The 17,776-nt window shown below is 37.6% G+C and carries 20 protein-coding genes, 1 other RNA gene and 1 riboswitch; of the genes, 19 read left to right on the top strand and 2 right to left on the bottom strand.

Going from position 1 to position 17,776, the window contains the following annotated elements; translation table 11 throughout:
- The first annotated feature begins 169 nt into the window (after nucleotides 1-169).
- From rnpB to LMF89_RS20705, 16 genes are all read left to right on the top strand, one after another.
- Nucleotides 170-522: RNase P RNA component class A (gene rnpB, locus LMF89_RS20780), an RNA gene on the top strand.
- A gap of 217 nt (nucleotides 523-739) precedes the next feature.
- On the top strand, nucleotides 740-1,063 hold the full coding sequence (gene trxA, locus LMF89_RS20775; RefSeq protein ID WP_007936594.1) for a thioredoxin: 324 nt from the start codon (nucleotides 740-742) through the stop codon (nucleotides 1,061-1,063).
- Between the two features lie 224 nt (nucleotides 1,064-1,287).
- Nucleotides 1,288-2,286, top strand: a complete 999-nt coding sequence (gene nirJ2 / locus LMF89_RS20770; RefSeq protein ID WP_229536749.1) for a putative heme d1 biosynthesis radical SAM protein NirJ2 — start codon at nucleotides 1,288-1,290, stop codon at nucleotides 2,284-2,286.
- A gap of 73 nt (nucleotides 2,287-2,359) precedes the next feature.
- Nucleotides 2,360-3,457: a hydrogenase small subunit gene (locus LMF89_RS20765; protein ID WP_229536748.1), complete on the top strand. Its 1,098-nt coding sequence runs from the start codon at nucleotides 2,360-2,362 to the stop codon at nucleotides 3,455-3,457.
- A 27-nt stretch (nucleotides 3,458-3,484) separates the two neighbouring features.
- A complete protein-coding gene (locus tag LMF89_RS20760; RefSeq protein ID WP_229536747.1) occupies nucleotides 3,485-5,383 on the top strand; it encodes a nickel-dependent hydrogenase large subunit in 1,899 nt (632 codons plus the stop codon).
- A 26-nt stretch (nucleotides 5,384-5,409) separates the two neighbouring features.
- Nucleotides 5,410-6,111, top strand: coding sequence for a Ni/Fe-hydrogenase, b-type cytochrome subunit (gene cybH / locus LMF89_RS20755; protein WP_229536746.1), 702 nt, complete (start codon nucleotides 5,410-5,412; stop codon nucleotides 6,109-6,111).
- A complete protein-coding gene (locus tag LMF89_RS20750) occupies nucleotides 6,108-6,593 on the top strand; it encodes a HyaD/HybD family hydrogenase maturation endopeptidase (RefSeq protein WP_229536745.1) in 486 nt (161 codons plus the stop codon). The genes cybH and LMF89_RS20750 overlap by 4 nt, the downstream gene beginning before the upstream one ends.
- Entirely contained in the window at nucleotides 6,586-6,969 is a 384-nt protein-coding gene (locus LMF89_RS20745; RefSeq protein ID WP_229536744.1) for a hydrogenase expression/formation C-terminal domain-containing protein, read from the top strand. Before LMF89_RS20750 ends, LMF89_RS20745 begins: the two co-directional genes overlap by 8 nt.
- 115 nt (nucleotides 6,970-7,084) lie before the next feature.
- Nucleotides 7,085-7,240 (top strand): DUF1540 domain-containing protein, encoded by a 156-nt coding sequence (locus tag LMF89_RS20740; protein ID WP_229536743.1) that lies wholly within the window; start codon nucleotides 7,085-7,087, stop codon nucleotides 7,238-7,240.
- A gap of 100 nt (nucleotides 7,241-7,340) precedes the next feature.
- Nucleotides 7,341-7,643, top strand: a complete 303-nt coding sequence (locus tag LMF89_RS20735) for a hypothetical protein (RefSeq protein WP_007954312.1) — start codon at nucleotides 7,341-7,343, stop codon at nucleotides 7,641-7,643.
- On the top strand, nucleotides 7,591-8,109 hold the full coding sequence (aroH, locus tag LMF89_RS20730) for a chorismate mutase (RefSeq protein ID WP_369412666.1): 519 nt from the start codon (nucleotides 7,591-7,593) through the stop codon (nucleotides 8,107-8,109). The genes LMF89_RS20735 and aroH overlap by 53 nt, the downstream gene beginning before the upstream one ends.
- Before the next feature lie 30 nt (nucleotides 8,110-8,139).
- Nucleotides 8,140-9,078: a glycosyltransferase family 2 protein gene (locus LMF89_RS20725; RefSeq protein ID WP_229536742.1), complete on the top strand. Its 939-nt coding sequence runs from the start codon at nucleotides 8,140-8,142 to the stop codon at nucleotides 9,076-9,078.
- A gap of 163 nt (nucleotides 9,079-9,241) precedes the next feature.
- Nucleotides 9,242-9,388, top strand: a riboswitch (cyclic di-AMP (ydaO/yuaA leader).
- 4 nt (nucleotides 9,389-9,392) lie between these two features.
- Nucleotides 9,393-10,061, top strand: coding sequence for a C40 family peptidase (locus LMF89_RS20720; protein ID WP_229536741.1), 669 nt, complete (start codon nucleotides 9,393-9,395; stop codon nucleotides 10,059-10,061).
- 274 nt (nucleotides 10,062-10,335) lie between these two features.
- On the top strand, nucleotides 10,336-10,758 hold the full coding sequence (locus LMF89_RS20715; RefSeq protein WP_229536740.1) for a Fur family transcriptional regulator: 423 nt from the start codon (nucleotides 10,336-10,338) through the stop codon (nucleotides 10,756-10,758).
- Between the two features lie 12 nt (nucleotides 10,759-10,770).
- Nucleotides 10,771-11,499, top strand: a complete 729-nt coding sequence (locus tag LMF89_RS20710) for a metal ABC transporter ATP-binding protein (protein ID WP_229536739.1) — start codon at nucleotides 10,771-10,773, stop codon at nucleotides 11,497-11,499.
- Nucleotides 11,500-11,508: 9 nt separating this feature from the next.
- Nucleotides 11,509-12,357: a metal ABC transporter permease gene (locus tag LMF89_RS20705; RefSeq protein WP_229536738.1), complete on the top strand. Its 849-nt coding sequence runs from the start codon at nucleotides 11,509-11,511 to the stop codon at nucleotides 12,355-12,357.
- On the opposite strand, the gene LMF89_RS20700 is transcribed toward LMF89_RS20705, so the two are convergent.
- The gene (locus LMF89_RS20700; protein WP_229536737.1) at nucleotides 12,334-13,263 is read right to left on the bottom strand and encodes a Na/Pi cotransporter family protein; all 930 of its coding nucleotides are present in this window, start codon (nucleotides 13,261-13,263) and stop codon (nucleotides 12,334-12,336) included. The two genes, LMF89_RS20705 and LMF89_RS20700, sit on opposite strands and share 24 nt — an antisense overlap.
- A 355-nt stretch (nucleotides 13,264-13,618) precedes the next feature.
- Here LMF89_RS20700 and yyaC point away from each other — a divergent pair, with 355 nt between their 5' ends.
- Nucleotides 13,619-14,179, top strand: a complete 561-nt coding sequence (yyaC, locus tag LMF89_RS20695; protein WP_229536736.1) for a spore protease YyaC — start codon at nucleotides 13,619-13,621, stop codon at nucleotides 14,177-14,179.
- Between the two features lie 276 nt (nucleotides 14,180-14,455).
- On the top strand, nucleotides 14,456-14,914 hold the full coding sequence (locus tag LMF89_RS20690; protein ID WP_007954301.1) for a sigma-70 family RNA polymerase sigma factor: 459 nt from the start codon (nucleotides 14,456-14,458) through the stop codon (nucleotides 14,912-14,914).
- Between the two features lie 11 nt (nucleotides 14,915-14,925).
- On the opposite strand, the gene LMF89_RS20685 is transcribed toward LMF89_RS20690, so the two are convergent.
- A complete protein-coding gene (locus LMF89_RS20685; protein WP_229536735.1) occupies nucleotides 14,926-16,479 on the bottom strand; it encodes a recombinase family protein in 1,554 nt (517 codons plus the stop codon).
- Between the two features lie 217 nt (nucleotides 16,480-16,696).
- Here LMF89_RS20685 and LMF89_RS20680 point away from each other — a divergent pair, with 217 nt between their 5' ends.
- Entirely contained in the window at nucleotides 16,697-17,764 is a 1,068-nt protein-coding gene (locus LMF89_RS20680; protein ID WP_229536734.1) for a hypothetical protein, read from the top strand.
- Nucleotides 17,765-17,776 lie beyond the last annotated feature (12 nt).

The raw sequence follows: 17,776 nt of genomic DNA, 5'->3' as shown, positions 1-17,776 counted from the left end.
GTTGTCGAGGGAAGGTCTAATATCTAACATTATATGGATTTCCATAATATGGACGGCATTTAAACTTGCAATTTATAATGGTATAAATATATCATAAATCATTTGACTAAATGAATGATATGTGATATAATTGATTTCTTGTTAATTGAATGACAAAAATATAGTGTTGTGAGTAGGAAAGATGATCGCGGATGCCCATAAAGCATACGAGGAAAGTCCGAGCTCCATAGGGCAGGGTGCTGGATAACGTCCAGCGAGGGTGACCTTAGGGAAAGTGCCATAGAAATGTAAACCGCCAGCTATGCTGGTAAGGATGGAACGGTGCGGTAAGAGCGCACCAGCAGTCAGGTGACTGGCTGGCTAGGTAAACCCCACCTGGAGCAAGACCAAATAGGGAAGGGATGAAGCTGCCCGCTGAACCTTCCGGGTTGCGTCGCTAGAGCTGTCAGGTAACTGTCAGACTAGATAGATGATCATCACCGTGTAAGCGGTACAGAACTCGGCTTATTGATTACTCACAACTTTATGCAAATGAAACCTTTTCTATTTTCAATATAGAGAAGGTTTTTTTATTTAATGCCATAAAAGAATGATTATTAAATGAAAATAAAATTGATATGATAAAAAATATCTGATGAGTATTGACTTTTAATTTGATATTTTCTATTATATAAATAAGATAGTAATGAAAATTCAATAATGGTGAATAATAAAATAAAAATATATTGGAGGTTACATAATGAGTGTTTTAAATATTACAAGTGAAAGTGATTTTAAAGAAAAATTATCTCAATCAGGTAAACCTGTACTTGTAGATTTCTGGGCTTCTTGGTGCGGACCATGTAAAATGGTTGCTCCGGAACTTGAAGCTGTTGGATCAGAGTATGAAGGCAAAGCTGTTGTTGTAAAGGTCAATGTGGATGAACAGCAGCAACTGGCTAGTGAATACAATGTTATGGGAATTCCTACTTTGCTTCTCTTTAAAGATGGTGTAGAAGTCAATCGCATTGTAGGGTACCGGCCACGTAAAGATTTAATGGATGCTATTGATAAGGTGATCTAAAGCTTTAGAAGAGGCTTCAAATGGTGAAGTCTCTTTTTTTTGCAATCATATCATAATATTGTAGAAATTTATATTGTCTAAATCTTATTAATTTGCGATAATATGAAGAGGAATAGGATCATCCTATTTATAGTATGCCTATTTCTTATTGCTACTAAGTGTGTATGTTTTTTATTGGACAAGTATACTGTATTATAAATTCGTTATCCGGAAAGGAGTTATATATGATTATCTCATGGAATACTACCCAGGTCTGTAATATTAGCTGTCTTCACTGCTATCGTGATGCAGGAAAGAAAAGGCCTGATGAACTAAGTACAGAAGCAGGCAAAAAATTATTAGATGAAATGAAACGTGCTGGCTTTAAAATTATTATTTTAAGTGGTGGCGAGCCTTTAATGCGTCCTGATATTTATGAATTAATTTCTTATGCTAAAAGTATTGGCTTAAGACCAGTGCTTGGTACGAATGGAATCTTAATTACTAAGGAAGTAGCTATAAAACTAAAAGAAGCTGGACTTGGCGCAGCTGGCATTAGCCTTGATAGCCGCGATAAAAATGTTCATGATAAGTTTCGTCAATCCGAAGGAGCTTGGGATAAAACCATTGCGGCGATGGGGGCTTGTCGTGAAGTAGGACTTCCTTTCCAGATTCATACAACTATCACAACTTGGAATGAAAAAGAAGTTACCGATATCACAGATTTAGCTGTTGAAATAGGGGCCATGGCTCACCATATTTTCTTCTTAGTTCCTACTGGTAGAGGAAAAGATATTGAAGATACGACATTAAAAACAGAGCAATATGAAGCTGTATTAACACGGATTTTGGAAAAGCAAAAAGAGGTACCGATTGAACTTAAACCTACTTGTGCTCCTCAGTTTATGCGTATTGCAAAGGAACGTAATATTCCAATGCGCTTTACCAGAGGCTGCTTGGCAGGTACGGCTTATTGTGTGATCTTACCAAATGGCGATGTACAAGCTTGTCCTTATTTACCGATCAAAATTGGTAACGTAAAAGAAACCGATTTTGATGTAATATGGCGTGATAGTGAGATGTTTAATCGATTGAGACATGAGCCACTAAAAGGTGGCTGTGGAACCTGTGGCTATGATGGTATATGCGGTGGCTGTAGGGCTCGAGCATATTATTACTATGATGGCGACTATATGGCAGAAGAGCCATGGTGTAATCATGGAGTTCGAGAAGAGAAGAAATAAAACTTTTATCTGCGTTTATTAAGACTTGGCGCATAGGCGCCAAGTCTTCTTGTAAAATGAGAGGGGGATAATTGTGAAAGATGTGGAATCTTTATGGGATTTATTTCAAAGAAGAAATGTAAGCCGGCGAAACTTTTTAAAAACTTGTGTTACGATAACTGGAATTTTAGGGTTATCACCAAGTCTGATTTCGGACGTGGTGTCTGCCGCAGAGAAGCAGCCGCTAGTCCCCGTTATTTGGTTACATGGACATGAGTGTACGGGCTGTGATGAAGCCTTCATTCGTTCCCAAAGCCCATTTGCATCAGATGTTCTTTTAAATATGATTTCTATGGAGTACATGGATGTTTTAGCTGCTGCTGCAGGTGAGCCGTTAGAGCATCATTTGCAAGAGGTTATGAAGAAATATAATGGTAAGTATTTGTTGGCAGTGGAAGGTGCAGTGCCTTTAAATGACGATGGTATCCATTGTATGGTTGGGGGTAAAACCTTTGTAAATAATCTTAAAGAGGTAGCTAAAGGAGCTGCTGCAATTATTGAAGTTGGTTCATGTGCAGCTTGGGGAGGGATTCAGGCTGCAAAGCCAAATCCTACAAAATCCGTATCTGTTAGTGATGTTGTTAGTGGAAAAACCATTATTAAAGTACCGGGCTGCCCGCCGATTCCAGAAGTGATTACGGGTGTGATTATGCATTATACGTTATATGGACAGATTCCACCTCTTGATAGTAAAGGGAGGCCTAAACAGTTTTTTGGCAATCGAATTCATGACACTTGCTATCGTCGTCCTTTCTTTGATTCAGGTATGTTTGTGGAAAAGTTTGATGATGCGGCAAGTAAAGCTGGCTGGTGCTTGTATAAGGTAGGGTGCCGTGGACCAGAAACTTACAATTCATGCGGAAATCTGCGTTGGTGGAATGGGCTTTCTTATCCGATCCAATCAGGTGCACCTTGTATAGGTTGTTCTGCTAATAATTTTTGGGATAATGATCCCTTTTATAATCGTATGCCCAATATTCCTGTTCCCAATGCAATTGTGAATGCTGATCAAGTCGGAATCGTAGCAGCAGGAGCACTTACGGCTGGAGTGATTGTTCATGGTGCACTTTCTACGATTCAACATAAAAGGCATCATAAAGAAACCCATGAAACAGAAAAAGATAATGAATAAAGTATATGTATGTGAGGAGGATGCCTTGTGAAACGTGTTGTTGTTGATCCAGTAAATCGAATAGAGGGTCATTTGCGGTTAGAAGTAGTTGTCGATGAAGCTACGGGTAAGGTGCAAGAAGCATTATCTAGTGGCACTGCATGGCGCGGTATTGAATTAATTCTTAAAGATCGAGATCCTAGAGATGCATGGGCCTTTGCTCAACGAATTTGTGGTGTATGCACCACCATCCATTCTTTAAGCTGCTTGCGGGCCGTAGAGGATGCTTTGGGTATTGAAATCCCTAAAAATGCCAACTATATTCGAAATATTATTGAAGCGACGCAAATGGTGCATGACCATATTGTACATTTTTATCATTTGCATGCATTAGACTGGGTTAGTCCTGTAGCAGCTTTAAAAGCAGATCCAGCTGCGACAGCAGCGCTGCAAAATACAGTACTAGAGAAGTATAATCTGAATGTGAAAGGTCCTATTGAATTTGATACAGAAGCATATCCTAAAGAATTTCCTAAGGCTACGACTGTGTATTTTCGAAGCATTCAAGATAAAATTAAAAAAATTGTGGATAGTGGTCAGTTAGGTATTTTTTCTGCACAGTGGTGGGATCATCCTGATTATGATGTTTTGCCACCAGAAGTTCATTTGATGGCAGTTTCTCATTACTTAAATATGCTTGATAGACAAAGGGATATCGTTACTTCTCATGTTGTTTTTGGTGGTAAAAATCCTCATCCTCACTATGTAGTTGGCGGTATGCCTTGTTCTATTTCTATGAATGATATGAATGCGCCAATTAATACAGAACGTTTAGCAGTGGTTGATGCATCTATTAATATGACTATTGCTTTGAATAATTATTTTTACATACCCGATATACTTGCTATTGGTGAGATCTATGTTAAACAGGGTTATGTTGATGGTGGTGGTTTGGCAAAAGAAAGAGTAATTGGCTTTGGTGATTATCCTGATGAAAAGTATTCAGGAACTTCCAATGGCGATTTTCATAAAAATTTACTGCTACGTTCAGATGGAGTGGTAGAAAATTTTGTTCAAGGTGTAGATAAAGCGATATTTTATCCTTTTGAAGCCAAAGATCTTTCCGATCCCGATGTATTAACAGAAGGGGTTGAACATTCTTGGTATGATTACCCTGAAAAAGATAAAGATTTACATCCATGGAACGGTGTGACCAATCCTAAGTTTACCGGGCCTAAAGAAGGGAGTAAAACGGATTGGAAGTATCTTGATGAGAATGGTAAATATTCTTGGATTAAGACGCCTAAATGGAGAGGGAAAATGGCTGAGGTTGGACCTCTGTCTCGTTATATTATTGTATACACAAAGGTGAAACAAGGAATTATTACAGAGCCTACTTGGGTAGAAAAAATGATGGTTGATCAAGTAGATGCAGTATCTAAAATGTTAAATCTACCGCCAGAAAAATGGTTGTTATCCACGGTTGGCCGTACGGCAACAAGAGGATTGGAATCACAAGTAATGGGATATATTAGTAAATATTATCTTGATAAATTAATAAACAATATTAAAGCTGGTGATACTTCCGTTGCGAATACGGATAAATGGGAGCCTAGTACTTGGCCGAAAGAGGCTAGAGGCGTAGGGCTTGTAGAAGCACCTCGTGGTGCATTGAGCCATTGGGTGATTATTAAAGATGGAAAAATTGATAATTATCAAGCCGTTGTACCATCTACGTGGAATGCGTGCCCGAGGGATAGCAAATCTGGTTATGGTGCCTATGAGACAAGTATGATGGATACTAAGGTAAAAATTGCAGATAAACCATTAGAAATCTTAAAAGTTATTCATTCATTTGATCCTTGTCTGGCTTGTGCTACTCATTTATATGATGCTTCTGGGCGCGAACTAACGGTTGTGCATAGTGATCCTTATTTGAGACTTTAGGAATTGGTAGGTAAGGGGGGAGTATAGTGAAAGTTCGTACTGTAGCAGTTTATTACGTTTTTACCATTTGGACGAGAATCTTTCATTGGTTAATGGTAGGTGCTATTGCGGTTTTATTCTGCACGGGCTTATACATTGGGAATCCTTTTTACATTGGTAGCCAAGGGGTAGAGCCAACTTTTGCGGTTAGCAACTGGGCGTCAATGTCAAACATCCGTTTTATTCATTTTGCTGCAGCTTACATACTGATGGCATCGTTTATATTTCGAGTTTATGGTTTTATCCTTCACAGAGGAGACCGTATGTTGCCCAAGCCTTGGACAAAATTATTCTGGACAGGTATGTTAGATATGGGGTTACATTACAGCTTTTTACGCTCGGAGCATCGTCCTTATCTAAGAAATTCAATGGCGCGTGCAGGATACGGCGGAGTGTATGGTATGATATTTTTGGAAGCTTTCACTGGTTTTGCTATGTATGGTCAGATCAATCCTAATAGCTGGTTATCTAAGTTGTTTGGACCTCTTAATCATTTGCTTGTGGATGAATATATTGTTCATATGATTCATCATTACATAGCATGGATGATCATTTTATTTGTAATTATTCATGTGTATATGGCAACAAGAGCTGATATGAGTGAAAAATATGGTGAGATATCGGCCATGTTCTCCGGTGTGAAATTCTATGATAAAGAACCTGATGACGTGGGAGATCTTAAAGAATGAAACAGATCACGGTTTTAGGGGTTGGTAATATATTAATGCAGGATGAGGGGTTTGGTGTGAGAGTTGTAGAACAACTTTTAAAACAATACTCCTTTCCTCAAAACGTTCAGATCTTAGATGGCGGCACACTTGGCATGGAGTTGCTAAGGTTTTTAATTGAGACAGATAAATTGATTTTAGTAGATGCGGTGGCTGGAAGTTTACCGCCAGGATCTCTTTATCATTTTCAAAACAATGAGGTTAAAGCATATTTTAAAGAAAAAGTATCCATGCATGAGCTTGGTATTCAAGATGTCTTAGCGATAATGGATGTAATGGAAAAACCTGTACAAGAAATTATGATACTGGGAGTGCAGCCATTAACGGTCGATATCGGCTTGGAAATGACTCCTATTGTAGCTGAAAAAGTAGATGAAATAGTAGAACAGATATTGTTAGTGCTTCATGAATGGCAAGTAGAGGTTGTGAAAATTGATGAGTAAGGAAATGAATCAATCGCCAAAAGCTAGAGCGATATTGTTTGAAATTTATGGTGCATTGCAGCGTTTTATTGATACCGGTGAAACCTGGAGTATCTTCATTAATAAAATGTCTCTTGTTTCGGAGGAACGACAAGAAATTCGTGATTTTCTTGGGATAGGGCATATTAAGATTGATTTACTAGATAGCGCTGAAGCGGCTGAGTGGATAGAGAGTGGTATTTCAGGGATCTGGTACGGGGTTCATTACGATCAGACGAAGAATCCTATCCTGGAGACGATTGAGATTGGAAGATTTCCTCAGGTAGCTTCTTCGCAAATTGAAGATGTACATAGAAGTTTAAAAGAATTACAACTTGGATTAAACGATAGGGAATGAGAAGCTCATGAAGGCTTTTCATTCCCTATTTCTTTTATATATATTTTTTTTACTTAATGGATAAAGTATAATGCTTTTTTGTATACTAAGATTGAAAAAAAAAGGAGGTGAACTCATGTTAGATGGTGTAAAATGTACGGTTTCGAATTGTAAATATTGGAAAAATGGTGAACACTGTGATGCCTCTGCAATTGAGGTAAATGTGGATGGTGGGGGCAAAGCCGCTAATCAAAGTGAGCAAACAAACTGTAAAACCTTTTATCAAAAATAATCATAGTCATCGGATAAAACCTGGTATAATCCAGGTTTTATCTTTACTATGGTATACATCTTTCTTAAACTTCATATTAATTATGGAGGGGTGAGGGAGTATGAATATTAAAAATTTGTATGTAGTATATACGAAGGACGATAAAAAAGAAAAGATTAAGATCGAAGATTACCGGATAAATCAGGAAACAGGTCATAATGATCTATTATTCACTATAGGGAATGAAAAGACTTGGGTTGATGCTCACGATGTTGTACTATATAGGGACCAAGGCAGTGTGTTTTGCTGGAAGGATCATCATGAAGGAATGTATATAGAACTAAATGAGACGAATTTGGTATGTCCTGTATGTGGCTGGTGGAAATGCAGCCATTGTGGTTCATGCTATTGTAATAAATCCTAACCTTTGTATAATGTATAGAGGATATAAAGCAGTTTATATAGAATTATTTATATCTAAAAATGTAATAACAGAGAGGATGATAAATTTGTTGCGTGGTATCCGAGGTGCTACAACAGTAGTTAAAAATGAATCCACTGAAATTATTGAAAGAGTAACAGAGCTTTTAACTACGATAGTACAAGCTAATGAATTCGAAATGGAGGATATAGGTGCTGTTATTTTTAGTTCGACTCCAGATATTAATGCTACTTTTCCAGCGATTGCTGCTAGAAATATAGGGTGGACAGAAGTACCATTATTCGGAACACAAGAAATTGATAGTCCAAATGGTGTCCCTCAGTGCATTCGGGTACTTATATTATTAAATACAGATTTGCCTCAAAAGGACATTAAGCATATTTATTTAAGAGAAGCAGTAGTGCTAAGGCAAGATCTTAAGCAGGAGAGTCATGTATCGGAATCATAAAGGTGGGCAGCTAAGAATCGAGGCGAGAAGATGAAGTCGATCTCAATTGTTGTACCTGTGTTTAATGAAGAAGAGAACATTCAGGTTTTTTATCAAGAAGTTTGCAAATATATGGAGCCTCTACCGTATTGTTTTGAATTGATTTTTGTAGATGATGGGTCAAAAGATGCGACTCCTTTCATATTGGAAAGATTAGCTCAGCAAGATCATAGGGTACGAGGTTTGATTATGGCGCGTAATTTTGGACACCAATTGGCTTTAACTTGTGGACTTGATTATGCGGAAGGGGACGGGGTGATTACCATGGATGGGGATATGCAGCATCCGCCGGAAATGTTGCCCCTCTTACTAACCAGATGGGAAGAGGGATATGAAGTAGTACAAACCATACGAATTAGTACGGAAGGTGTATCTTGGTTTAAATCCCTTACTTCTGCCTTATACTATAAAATAATTAACAAATTATCGAAGGTACATATACAAGAAGGTGGCTCTGACTTTCGTTTACTAGATAAAGCAGTAGTTCAAAGTTTTCGCCGTTTTAAAGAACGAGCACGCTTTATTCGCGGTATGATTGGAGCCATTGGCTATAAACAGGTTTTAGTAGAATTTGTTGCTCCAAAACGTTATGCAGGGACATCAAAATTTTCTCTAGGTAGGATGATGCATTTTGCTTTAGACGGCATTACATCTTATTCTAAGTTGCCACTTCGTTTCGCCTTTTATATAGGGCTACTTTTCGCCTTGATTAGCTTTAGTGTTACGATGCATGTTATCTATATTAAACTATTTACACTAGAAGCAGTACCAGGCTGGGCAACGATTACAGCTAGTATTTTACTTTTAGGTGGCTTGCAATTACTTGGGTTAGGTATTATTGGTGAATATGTAGGTCGTATATTTGAAGAAGTAAAACAACGTCCTTTATACTTGGTACGGGCAGAATATAAACGGCAGAAGCAGGAATAAAAGAGCTTTTGCTATTTCTTTATATTTAATATGTAATAATGAGAAATAAAATTGTAACCGATGAGTTACATAAAACATAGTATAAAATATAGTATAAAATATGTAAAAAGATGAGATATGTGGCAGGATTTTTTAGAAATAAAGCGAATAATACAAAAGTGCAGTTTTATAAATGCCTAATCAAGGCACAGGACCGGGGGAACCACAGTTTTGGGGTGAAACGTGTAGGGCGGCTTTACCATTGCCTGAAAGTAGGGGGATCTCAACCCTAACCCGTCAGCTAACCTCGGAGGCTAGTGAGAGGGGTATGCATATTGATTAAGTTTTTTCGAGTGGTAGTGTTCTTACTAGTTTTAGTAAGTGCAGGAACTATAACCTGCGCTGCTGCAGCCTATCATCAAGGTGACCAAGGAGACGATATCGCTAACATTCAAGCACAATTGAATGCTCTTGGTTACAATGCTGGTAGTTCTGATGGAGATTTTGGCGAAATGACAGCAAACGCAGTAAAAGATTTTCAAAAAGACAGGGGCTTGGATGCTGATGGAGTGATTGGCATGCAGACATATCGTGCTCTTATGGGCAGAGAAATGCCAGTAAGCCGTGATAGTTCCAGTGCTATCATACGAAGAATCGTACAGACAGCATTGAATTATCAAGGCGTACCGTATGTATTTGGTGGCACGTCACCAAATGGTTTTGATTGTTCGGGCTTTACTCGATATGTATTTGCGCAAGCTGGAGTTTACTTGCCAAGAGCTGCTGATGAACAGTATGGAGTTGGACAGTCTGTATCGTACAGCCGTTTGCAACCTGGAGATACAGTGTTCTTTACTACGTATGAAGCCGGTGCGTCTCATTCTGGTATTTATGTGGGAAATGGAAAGTTTATTAGTGCTACTTCTAGCCGTGGTGTCGTGATCGATCGATTGGACAGCGGTTATTGGGGAGCACGTTACTTAGGAGCGCGCCGAGTCTTATAATGTGGTTTATAGGAGGCAAAATGCCTCCTTACTTTTATTTAGTATTTAAATTAGAAAAATAAAGTACAAGAAGACTAGGTATTGCCAGATAACTTAGGTGGTAATCCTGGATTTTTATTATCTATATAAAATTGGTATGAAATAGGTTATAGTGTCATTAGATAAGGTAGAACAAATAGGTATTCGATTTTTTGTTCTTCAAATATTATAGTAACTTTATTTTTTTGCCGTTCTAATAAGAATCTTATTATTTGTAAAAAAGGGAAAGATATATATGATATATGATGTAATGAAGAAATTAAAGGAAAAAGGTTATCGCATAACACCCCAGCGGCGTATCATTATGGAAAAAATAGTGCAGACTGCAGGTTTATTAACCGCAGATGAAATTTGGAATTTGGTGCGTCAAGAATATAGCGATATAGGCTTAGATACGATTTATCGAAATATTAATATGTTAACAGAGAATGGTGTGCTGATACCGATAACTGGAATGGGGAAAGAACGAACACGTTATGAATTGGCCCATGCAAATCATCATCATCATGTAGTTTGTGTGAAATGTGGTAAAGCCGTTTGTATTGATTACTGTCCAATTGATGATGAATTTATAAAACTGCTTAGAAAGAGTGGATATGAACTTATTCGTCATAATGTAGAGCTATTAGGTTTATGTTCAAATTGTAAAACTCTGTGAGGAGAATCGATAATGTGTGAAGTGAAACTGTCTGATATTCATTTTTCCTATAATACCAATGTTGCGATCGATAATATATCTCTAACTATTTCACAAGGTGATTTTGTTGCTGTTGTTGGTCCTAATGGAGCAGGAAAAAGTACGATGCTCAAGATTATAGCCGGGCTTATAAAGCCAACAAGAGGACAAGTTCAGATTGGTGGGAAAAATATATTTACAGCAAAGGGACACGGGTTAATTGGTTATGTTCCCCAGAACTATGGAAAAAATGCTCAAGGATTTCCTGCAACTGTAAAAGAGGTTGTTGCTTTAGGTCTAACTTTGGGAGCTGCTGCTGCGAAAAAAAATCATCAGGCTGCTAACCATATTACGAATCACATGATGGAATTGGTAGGTGTAGAGCAGCTACGTGATCGGCGTATTGGTGAGCTTTCAGGAGGGCAGCAGCAAAGAGTAATGGTAGCGATGGCGTTAGCTGCCAATCCACAATTATTGCTCTTAGATGAGCCTACTAGTGGAATTGATTATGAAGCTAGTGCCAGAATCTATGAATTATTAGGAACATTAAATAAAAATCTTGGTATTACAATTGTTATGGTATCCCATGATATTGAAAAAGCTGTATCATGGGCAAATAAAGTAGCATGTATTAATCGCAAACTTTGTTTTTTTGGTAGCAGCAAGGAGTTTGATGATACGCATGCCCAAGCACGACATTTGTGGTACTATACAGGGCAGTGAGGCGAAAATATGGAATTTTTTCAATATGACTTTATTCAAAGAGCATTGCTGGCAGGTTTAATTACAGGTATTGTATGTCCACTAATTGGCAGTTTTGTAGTGGTGCGTCGTCAATCTTTGATTGGAGACGGATTAGGGCATATTGCTTTTGCCGGCGTAACAGGTGGATATATGGTAGGGCTGTATCCAGTAATGGGAGCTTTGATTTTAACGATAGCTGGTGCAGTAGGAATTGAATTAGTTCGTAGAAGGCATACCGAGTTTGCTGATATGGGGTTAGCAATATTTTTTTATGCTGGAGCAGCGATGGCTATTATTTTCAGTACTATGACACGAATGCCAAGTACAGGATTATTAAGTTTTTTATTTGGCAGTATTATTACAGTATCACTAACGGATGTAATGACAATAGCTGGTGCTGGTACTTTAGTCTTAGTTATTGTTTATTTTTTATTTGACAAGCTAATGTTAATGTCTTTAGATGAAGATATTGCAAATGTGGCAGGCATCAATACCGGGATGATTAATATGCTATTTAGCATATTAACAGCGTTGGTTGTAGTTGTTGGTATGACGATAGTTGGAATTTTGCTCGTTAGCGCCTTGATGATCGTACCTGTGGCAACAGCCCATTTATTACGAGTGGGATTTAAGGCAACGATGGGATGGGCAGTAATTTTCTCGATGTTATCTGTATTCATTGGGTTAACATCATCATTCTACCTGGATATTGCTCCAGGCGGTACGATTGTCATGACAGCCATATTATTGTATATTATTATGACAATCATTAGACAATGTATCGCTTTCAAAGAAAGGCGAAAAGAGCAAATATTATCTTCTTTTGGGGATGAGTAGCATTACTAAATTAGCATATTGGTGTATAATGGGAAGCACTGCCAATGAAGAAATAATATTAAAGAGTGTATGAACGATGGCCACTTGTCCAGCAAAATCTGCTGTAAGACTAGTGGCTATTTTTGTGAGCACGCCAGTCATGGGGAAAAAAATAATAACGCCCAATACATTAAGAAGAATATGTGCTACAGCTAAGCGTTTAGCAGCTAAAGAGGCGGTAACTCCAACGATAAAAGATGATAAGCAGGAGCCAATATTATTACCATAGACTACATAAGTGGCTGTTGTTAAGTCGATGATACCATCACTGGCTAATACCATTAAAACTCCAGTAGCTGCGCTGCTAGATTGAAATAAAAGAGTAATAATAATGCCGCCGACAATGCCGTAAAGCGAATTTTCTTGAGATGCTAGTAAATAGTCAATGACAGTTGTAAATTCTGAGATATTGCTTAAGGCTTCTGATAAGATGCTCATACCAATAAACATACTTAATAAGCCTGAGATTGCCATACCAAAATAACGAAACTTCCGGCAAAGGATTGTGAACAGCAAAAAAAATAGAAATAAAGGAATGATGAGTTTTTCTGGCATTGCAATTGTCATTAATTGTACCGTTGAGCATGTTCCAATATTAGCACCTAAGATAATGCCTAAACCTTGATAAAATGATAAATATTGAGCATGAACTAAGCCTATAGTCAATAGAGATACGGCAGTACTGCTTTGCATGAAAGCCGCCGCTAAGGTGCCAACCAATAAGCCGCGTAAAGGTGTACTGGTTAGTTGCCCTAAGAAGGCTTGTAGCTTAGTCCATAATAATTTTTGAAGTCCAAAACGCATGAAAAAAATACCACCTAATAACAAGGTTATACCAATTAAAAGCAAAGCGATCATGACATACATTCCATTACCTCCATCTTGCATTATGCAATATAATGTATGATGATAAATGTAATTATAGAAATAAAGAATTTTTTCATATAAATAAAACCTCTTTGCCAAATTGGAGCAAAGAGGTTTTATTGTATGCGAGTATAGGCTATCAAAGTTGTTTATCTTAGACGGGCACGGGTATTTTATCCGATGACTAAACCGCTCTAAGACTCCCATCTTCTACAAGTGAGAGTTAAGAGCGGCTAAGTCCTAAGGATAAGTGCGACTAAGATTCAGGTGGAGTTGAAACTCCATCTGAATCAAGTCTTCTTTATGGGGAGTAAGCATAGATATTTATTGATATATTAGAAGAGGAGATCGTAATATGGAAAAAAAAATCGCTGAAAAATTAATTGTGAATGTAAATGATATTGTTGTTTATCCTAAAATGTATCATTATATGGTAAATCTATTAAAACAGCAGGAGGAATTAGAAAATAGAAAAATTATTATCCTTTGCATTGGTTCAGATCGATATATTGGTGATGCCCTTGGTCCTTTAGTAGGATCTTATTTAGTGGAACATACAATATGTACGGTGTACGGAAGTTTAGAGATGCCTGTTCATGCCGGTAATTTAGTAAAAGTGATTCAAAATATAAAAGAACAATATCATCAGCCGATTATTATTGCAGTTGATGCTTGTTTAGGCAAAAATGATGAAATTGGGAATATTGAAATATGGGAGGGCAGCTTAGAGGCTGGTATTGCCGTTGGTAATAAATTGCCATGCATCGGTACTATTTCTATTATTGGAGTGGTCAATGCCAGTGGATATCTAGGATATTTGGACTTGCAAAGCACCCCTTTGTCTATCGTTATGAAATTAAGTAAATGTATTGGCAAAATGCTGGGGGATGCAGTACATTCCATACAAAATCAATAAGAAAACGCAACCATTAAATGCTGTTATTCGGGGAAGAGTTTATCCCATAACATATAGATGATTATAAGAATGGTTGCTAGTAGTAGCTGAAGATCTCCAATATACGGTTCCATTATATCACTCTCCTTGTGCGATTATATGCTATATAGTCGTAAGGTGCAAGTCTTACAGAAAATAAAATTAATAGTTGTTCTGAAGATATACAAAAATTAACAGGCACAAGAATGACGATTATACCATACAATGAAGCAAGTGATTTGCGGGGGTGAAAAATTGATGTCTTTTTTTATGGCACTGGCGGTTTCTATTGTAAAAAGTCTTTCTGTGCTAGTTTCTTATGTAACCAATAACACATTTCCCTTGCCTCTTTCAGAAAAGGAAGAGCATATACAGCTGGAGCGGCTGAAGAACGGTGACGAAAATGCTAAGAATGTGTTAATTGAACGGAACCTAAGATTAGTAGCTCATATTGTTAAAAAGTTTGACAATACTGGAGAGGATACTGATGATTTAATTTCCATCGGTACAATAGGTCTAATAAAAGCAATTAATACGTTTGATGTTGCTAAAAAAATCCGTTTAGCAACCTATGCAGCGCGGTGTATTGAAAATGAAATATTAATGCATCTAAGAAGCACCCGGCGGACTCGTGCTGAAGTTAGTTTATATGATCCTATCGGCGTAGATAAGGAAGGAAATGAATTAACATTTTATATTTATCGGTATGAGATATAAAGGTTCGGCAATCATCGCGGTAAACGGGGGCGTAAGACCAATGTAAATGTGTCCCCTTTTTGCCATTTTTCTTTTCTGTATGTGGCATGTTCTAAAATTGATTTTAAGAATTTATTCTTTTCTTTAGGGTCATTGGATTTCTCATAGGTTTTTAAAACTTTTTCGATTTTAGGAATAATATCTTTTCTACTTTCTTCCTGTTGTATTTCCTTAGACAATGCAAATGCTGCTTTGTCTAAGTTTTTTTGTACAGTGGTAATTCTTTCCGAGAGCTTAGTTAATCTTTCCAGGTATGTAGCAGCATTATAAATTCCTTTTTCTAAGAGGTCATGTAAGTTATCTTTTTGCTGCTCTAATTCTTTCAGTTCTTTTTTGAGATTTTGATGGACTTTTTCTTTACTATTAACAGTATTACGCTGCTCTTTTGGTATAAAAATATCCCATTGAGTGCGATAGTCATTAAGCCATAGCTGTAAACCTTCGAGCAGTTTTTTCTCAACATATTCAAAGCGGCAGCTTTTATTAATACAATTCCTGTTGTAACACATTAAATGTGGAAACTGCTGATGCTGATAAGGTCGATAAATCATAGAACCGCCACATATATCACATTTAATTAATCCAGCCAGCGGATTCGTAACTCCATTCAGCAATTGATAGGGTGGATGATATTTTTTGGACAGCATATCTTGTACCTGCTCGAATTCTTCAAGGGTTATATATGGTTCATGACAATCATATATCCAGATTTGTTCTTCCCTGGGGCGATGCCTAGTTTCTCTGCCAGTGCGCGTTGTAGATTTCTTGGATGCTACTTTTTTCCAGGCGTTTACACCTGCGTAGGCTGGATTTTTTAAAATGGCTAGAACTGATGAAGCAGACCATTTTTTACCTGAATAAGACAGATATCCCATTTGATTTAGTTCATTAGCGATCTTGTTTGCTCCCATGTCAAGTTTATATGCTTTCCATATTAAGGATGTAGGTTCACGTTGTTCTGGATGTTTAATCAAGTATCTCTTACGATCTTTTTTCTCAATAAGGTATCCATATGGCGGAACTGCTCCAAGATAATTGCCTTCTTCGAGTGAGCGAATTCGACCGCCTTGTAAACGCCTGGTAATAATCTTCAACTCTTTGCGGGCCATAAAGGATTCAAACTCTGTGTATTCTTCATCCCATTCATTGTTTAAATCATATATTTTGCGTGGTGTTACGATCTTAGTCTGTGCTTGTTTAAAGGTTTCTATAATTAGGCCTTGATCCTGCATTTTGCCACGACCAAGACGATCGATGTCCATGCAAAAAACAGATTTCCATTTTCTTAATTCAATTTCCTTTAGTAGATTTAACATCTCAGGTCTATGAATGATACTTTCTCCAGAGACAACTTCTTCAAATATTTTGGTGATGGTTATACCGTGTTCTTTAGCTATTTTAAATAATGCTTTTTTGTGCTTGGCAAGTGTTTCACCATCGCCTCTTGCTTCTGCCTCTTGATCTTCTCTCGACTTGCGAAGATAGAAGCAAGAAGGCTCTAGGTCTTTATTATGCTGATTGCTCAAGTTAGCACCTTCTTTGTTGCCATATGGCTGTTAGTCGATCTTATAAACATATGACATTTGACAGTGATCTAGAATGGAAATATACTTATACCTAGGAAAATCTGACATTAGGGTAGTTGTGTAATTCTCCCCTACGATACGTTGTTAGGGGGGATTTATTTATAAGCAAGACCGTTTTATACATTGGAATTATACATTACAGATTTGGAGGCACAAGATGAAATATACAATAAAGTTAGTTTGGATTACAATGATGATCGTAATCATGGGACATGAATCCATGCCTGTGGCCTATGGAGAAATTAGGATGGATAATATAGAAAGGCTTCCAGAGTGGGAAATGAAGAAGAGCTCCCTTGGTGGTACACTTCTACTTTCTGATAGTCCTGAAATGGTAGAAAGTGATGGGATTTTGTATCAGGATAAAGTAGAAGGAAGTGTTCGTCTCTTTTTTTATCATGTAAACGCATCAAAGACGGCTAAGAAAATGGAAGTAGTTTTAGAGAACAAAGGTAAAGAAGTTGCTCATGTTAATGTAAGTAAGTTTAGTTTGGGCGGTCCAGGCTATGCCTGGCTTGCAGTAGGAAAAGAAACACAGATGTCATATTTTACTGGAGGAGCAGCGGAATATCAAATCGATATTCCGCCAGGCGGTGTAATACCCTTAGCAGCAGAAATAAGCGCTACAGCAGTTTTGCCTAATATGTTGATTAACGGTATCTATGACTTCACTGTTGACCGCCAAATCAATGTTAAAGTCATGATGCTGCCTTTATTTGAAGAGAGTGTTACATTTTCTAAAATAGCTCAAGTACTGCCTGCAGACCAGTGGCATTTGCGTGGTACATTTGAAGGAGCAAATCGAAAGCTTTACTCAGTGGATCCTTATAATCCAGTTCTATATAGAGCTGTGGGGATAACGCTGGCTGATAATGTGATCGATCCTTATTTGCAAGGGATTGACGCTATAGATGGAACAAAGGTCGTCAATTATGGAAATTACGGTGTAGTTTATGACATTAAACCCCCTGGGAAAAATACTCGGAGAATTTCCTATTATCTTGTACCGCTGGGTGGGTATTATGCTGGTGCTATAGGGATACACCATCCAGAGGTAAATTGGAGTCCTTTAGCAACACCGCGGGAAAAGATTCATTTTGAGGATAATAAATGGAAAGAGTTCTCGTTCTTAGGCACTTATGATAGCAGTGAGTCGTTATCATTTACTTTCAGCCCCCCAGGTGCATCAAATTTACCAGTGAAATTAGTTATTTTGTCGCAATGAGTTTAGTATATC

Source organism: Pelosinus baikalensis (assembly GCF_020819555.1).
Taxonomy (GTDB): Bacteria; Bacillota; Negativicutes; order DSM-13327; family DSM-13327; genus Pelosinus; species Pelosinus baikalensis.
This window is presented reverse-complemented; position numbering and strand designations above follow the sequence as displayed.

Bases quoted from the DNA above. Each gene is read 5' to 3' on its own strand.
- LMF89_RS20710 (WP_229536739.1), top strand. From the start codon at position 10,771: ATGTGTGAAGTGAAACTGTCTGATATTCATTTTTCCTATAATACCAAT.
- trxA (WP_007936594.1), top strand. From the start codon at position 740: ATGAGTGTTTTAAATATTACAAGTGAAAGTGATTTTAAAGAAAAATTA.
- LMF89_RS20740 (WP_229536743.1), top strand. From the start codon at position 7,085: ATGTTAGATGGTGTAAAATGTACGGTTTCGAATTGTAAATATTGGAAA.
- LMF89_RS20705 (WP_229536738.1), top strand. From the start codon at position 11,509: ATGGAATTTTTTCAATATGACTTTATTCAAAGAGCATTGCTGGCAGGT.
- LMF89_RS20725 (WP_229536742.1), top strand. From the start codon at position 8,140: ATGAAGTCGATCTCAATTGTTGTACCTGTGTTTAATGAAGAAGAGAAC.
- LMF89_RS20715 (WP_229536740.1), top strand. From the start codon at position 10,336: ATGATATATGATGTAATGAAGAAATTAAAGGAAAAAGGTTATCGCATA.
- LMF89_RS20690 (WP_007954301.1), top strand. From the start codon at position 14,456: ATGTCTTTTTTTATGGCACTGGCGGTTTCTATTGTAAAAAGTCTTTCT.
- LMF89_RS20750 (WP_229536745.1), top strand. From the start codon at position 6,108: ATGAAACAGATCACGGTTTTAGGGGTTGGTAATATATTAATGCAGGAT.
- LMF89_RS20700 (WP_229536737.1), bottom strand. From the start codon at position 13,263: ATGTATGTCATGATCGCTTTGCTTTTAATTGGTATAACCTTGTTATTA.
- LMF89_RS20745 (WP_229536744.1), top strand. From the start codon at position 6,586: ATGAGTAAGGAAATGAATCAATCGCCAAAAGCTAGAGCGATATTGTTT.
- yyaC (WP_229536736.1), top strand. From the start codon at position 13,619: ATGGAAAAAAAAATCGCTGAAAAATTAATTGTGAATGTAAATGATATT.
- LMF89_RS20680 (WP_229536734.1), top strand. From the start codon at position 16,697: ATGAAATATACAATAAAGTTAGTTTGGATTACAATGATGATCGTAATC.
- nirJ2 (WP_229536749.1), top strand. From the start codon at position 1,288: ATGATTATCTCATGGAATACTACCCAGGTCTGTAATATTAGCTGTCTT.
- LMF89_RS20735 (WP_007954312.1), top strand. From the start codon at position 7,341: ATGAATATTAAAAATTTGTATGTAGTATATACGAAGGACGATAAAAAA.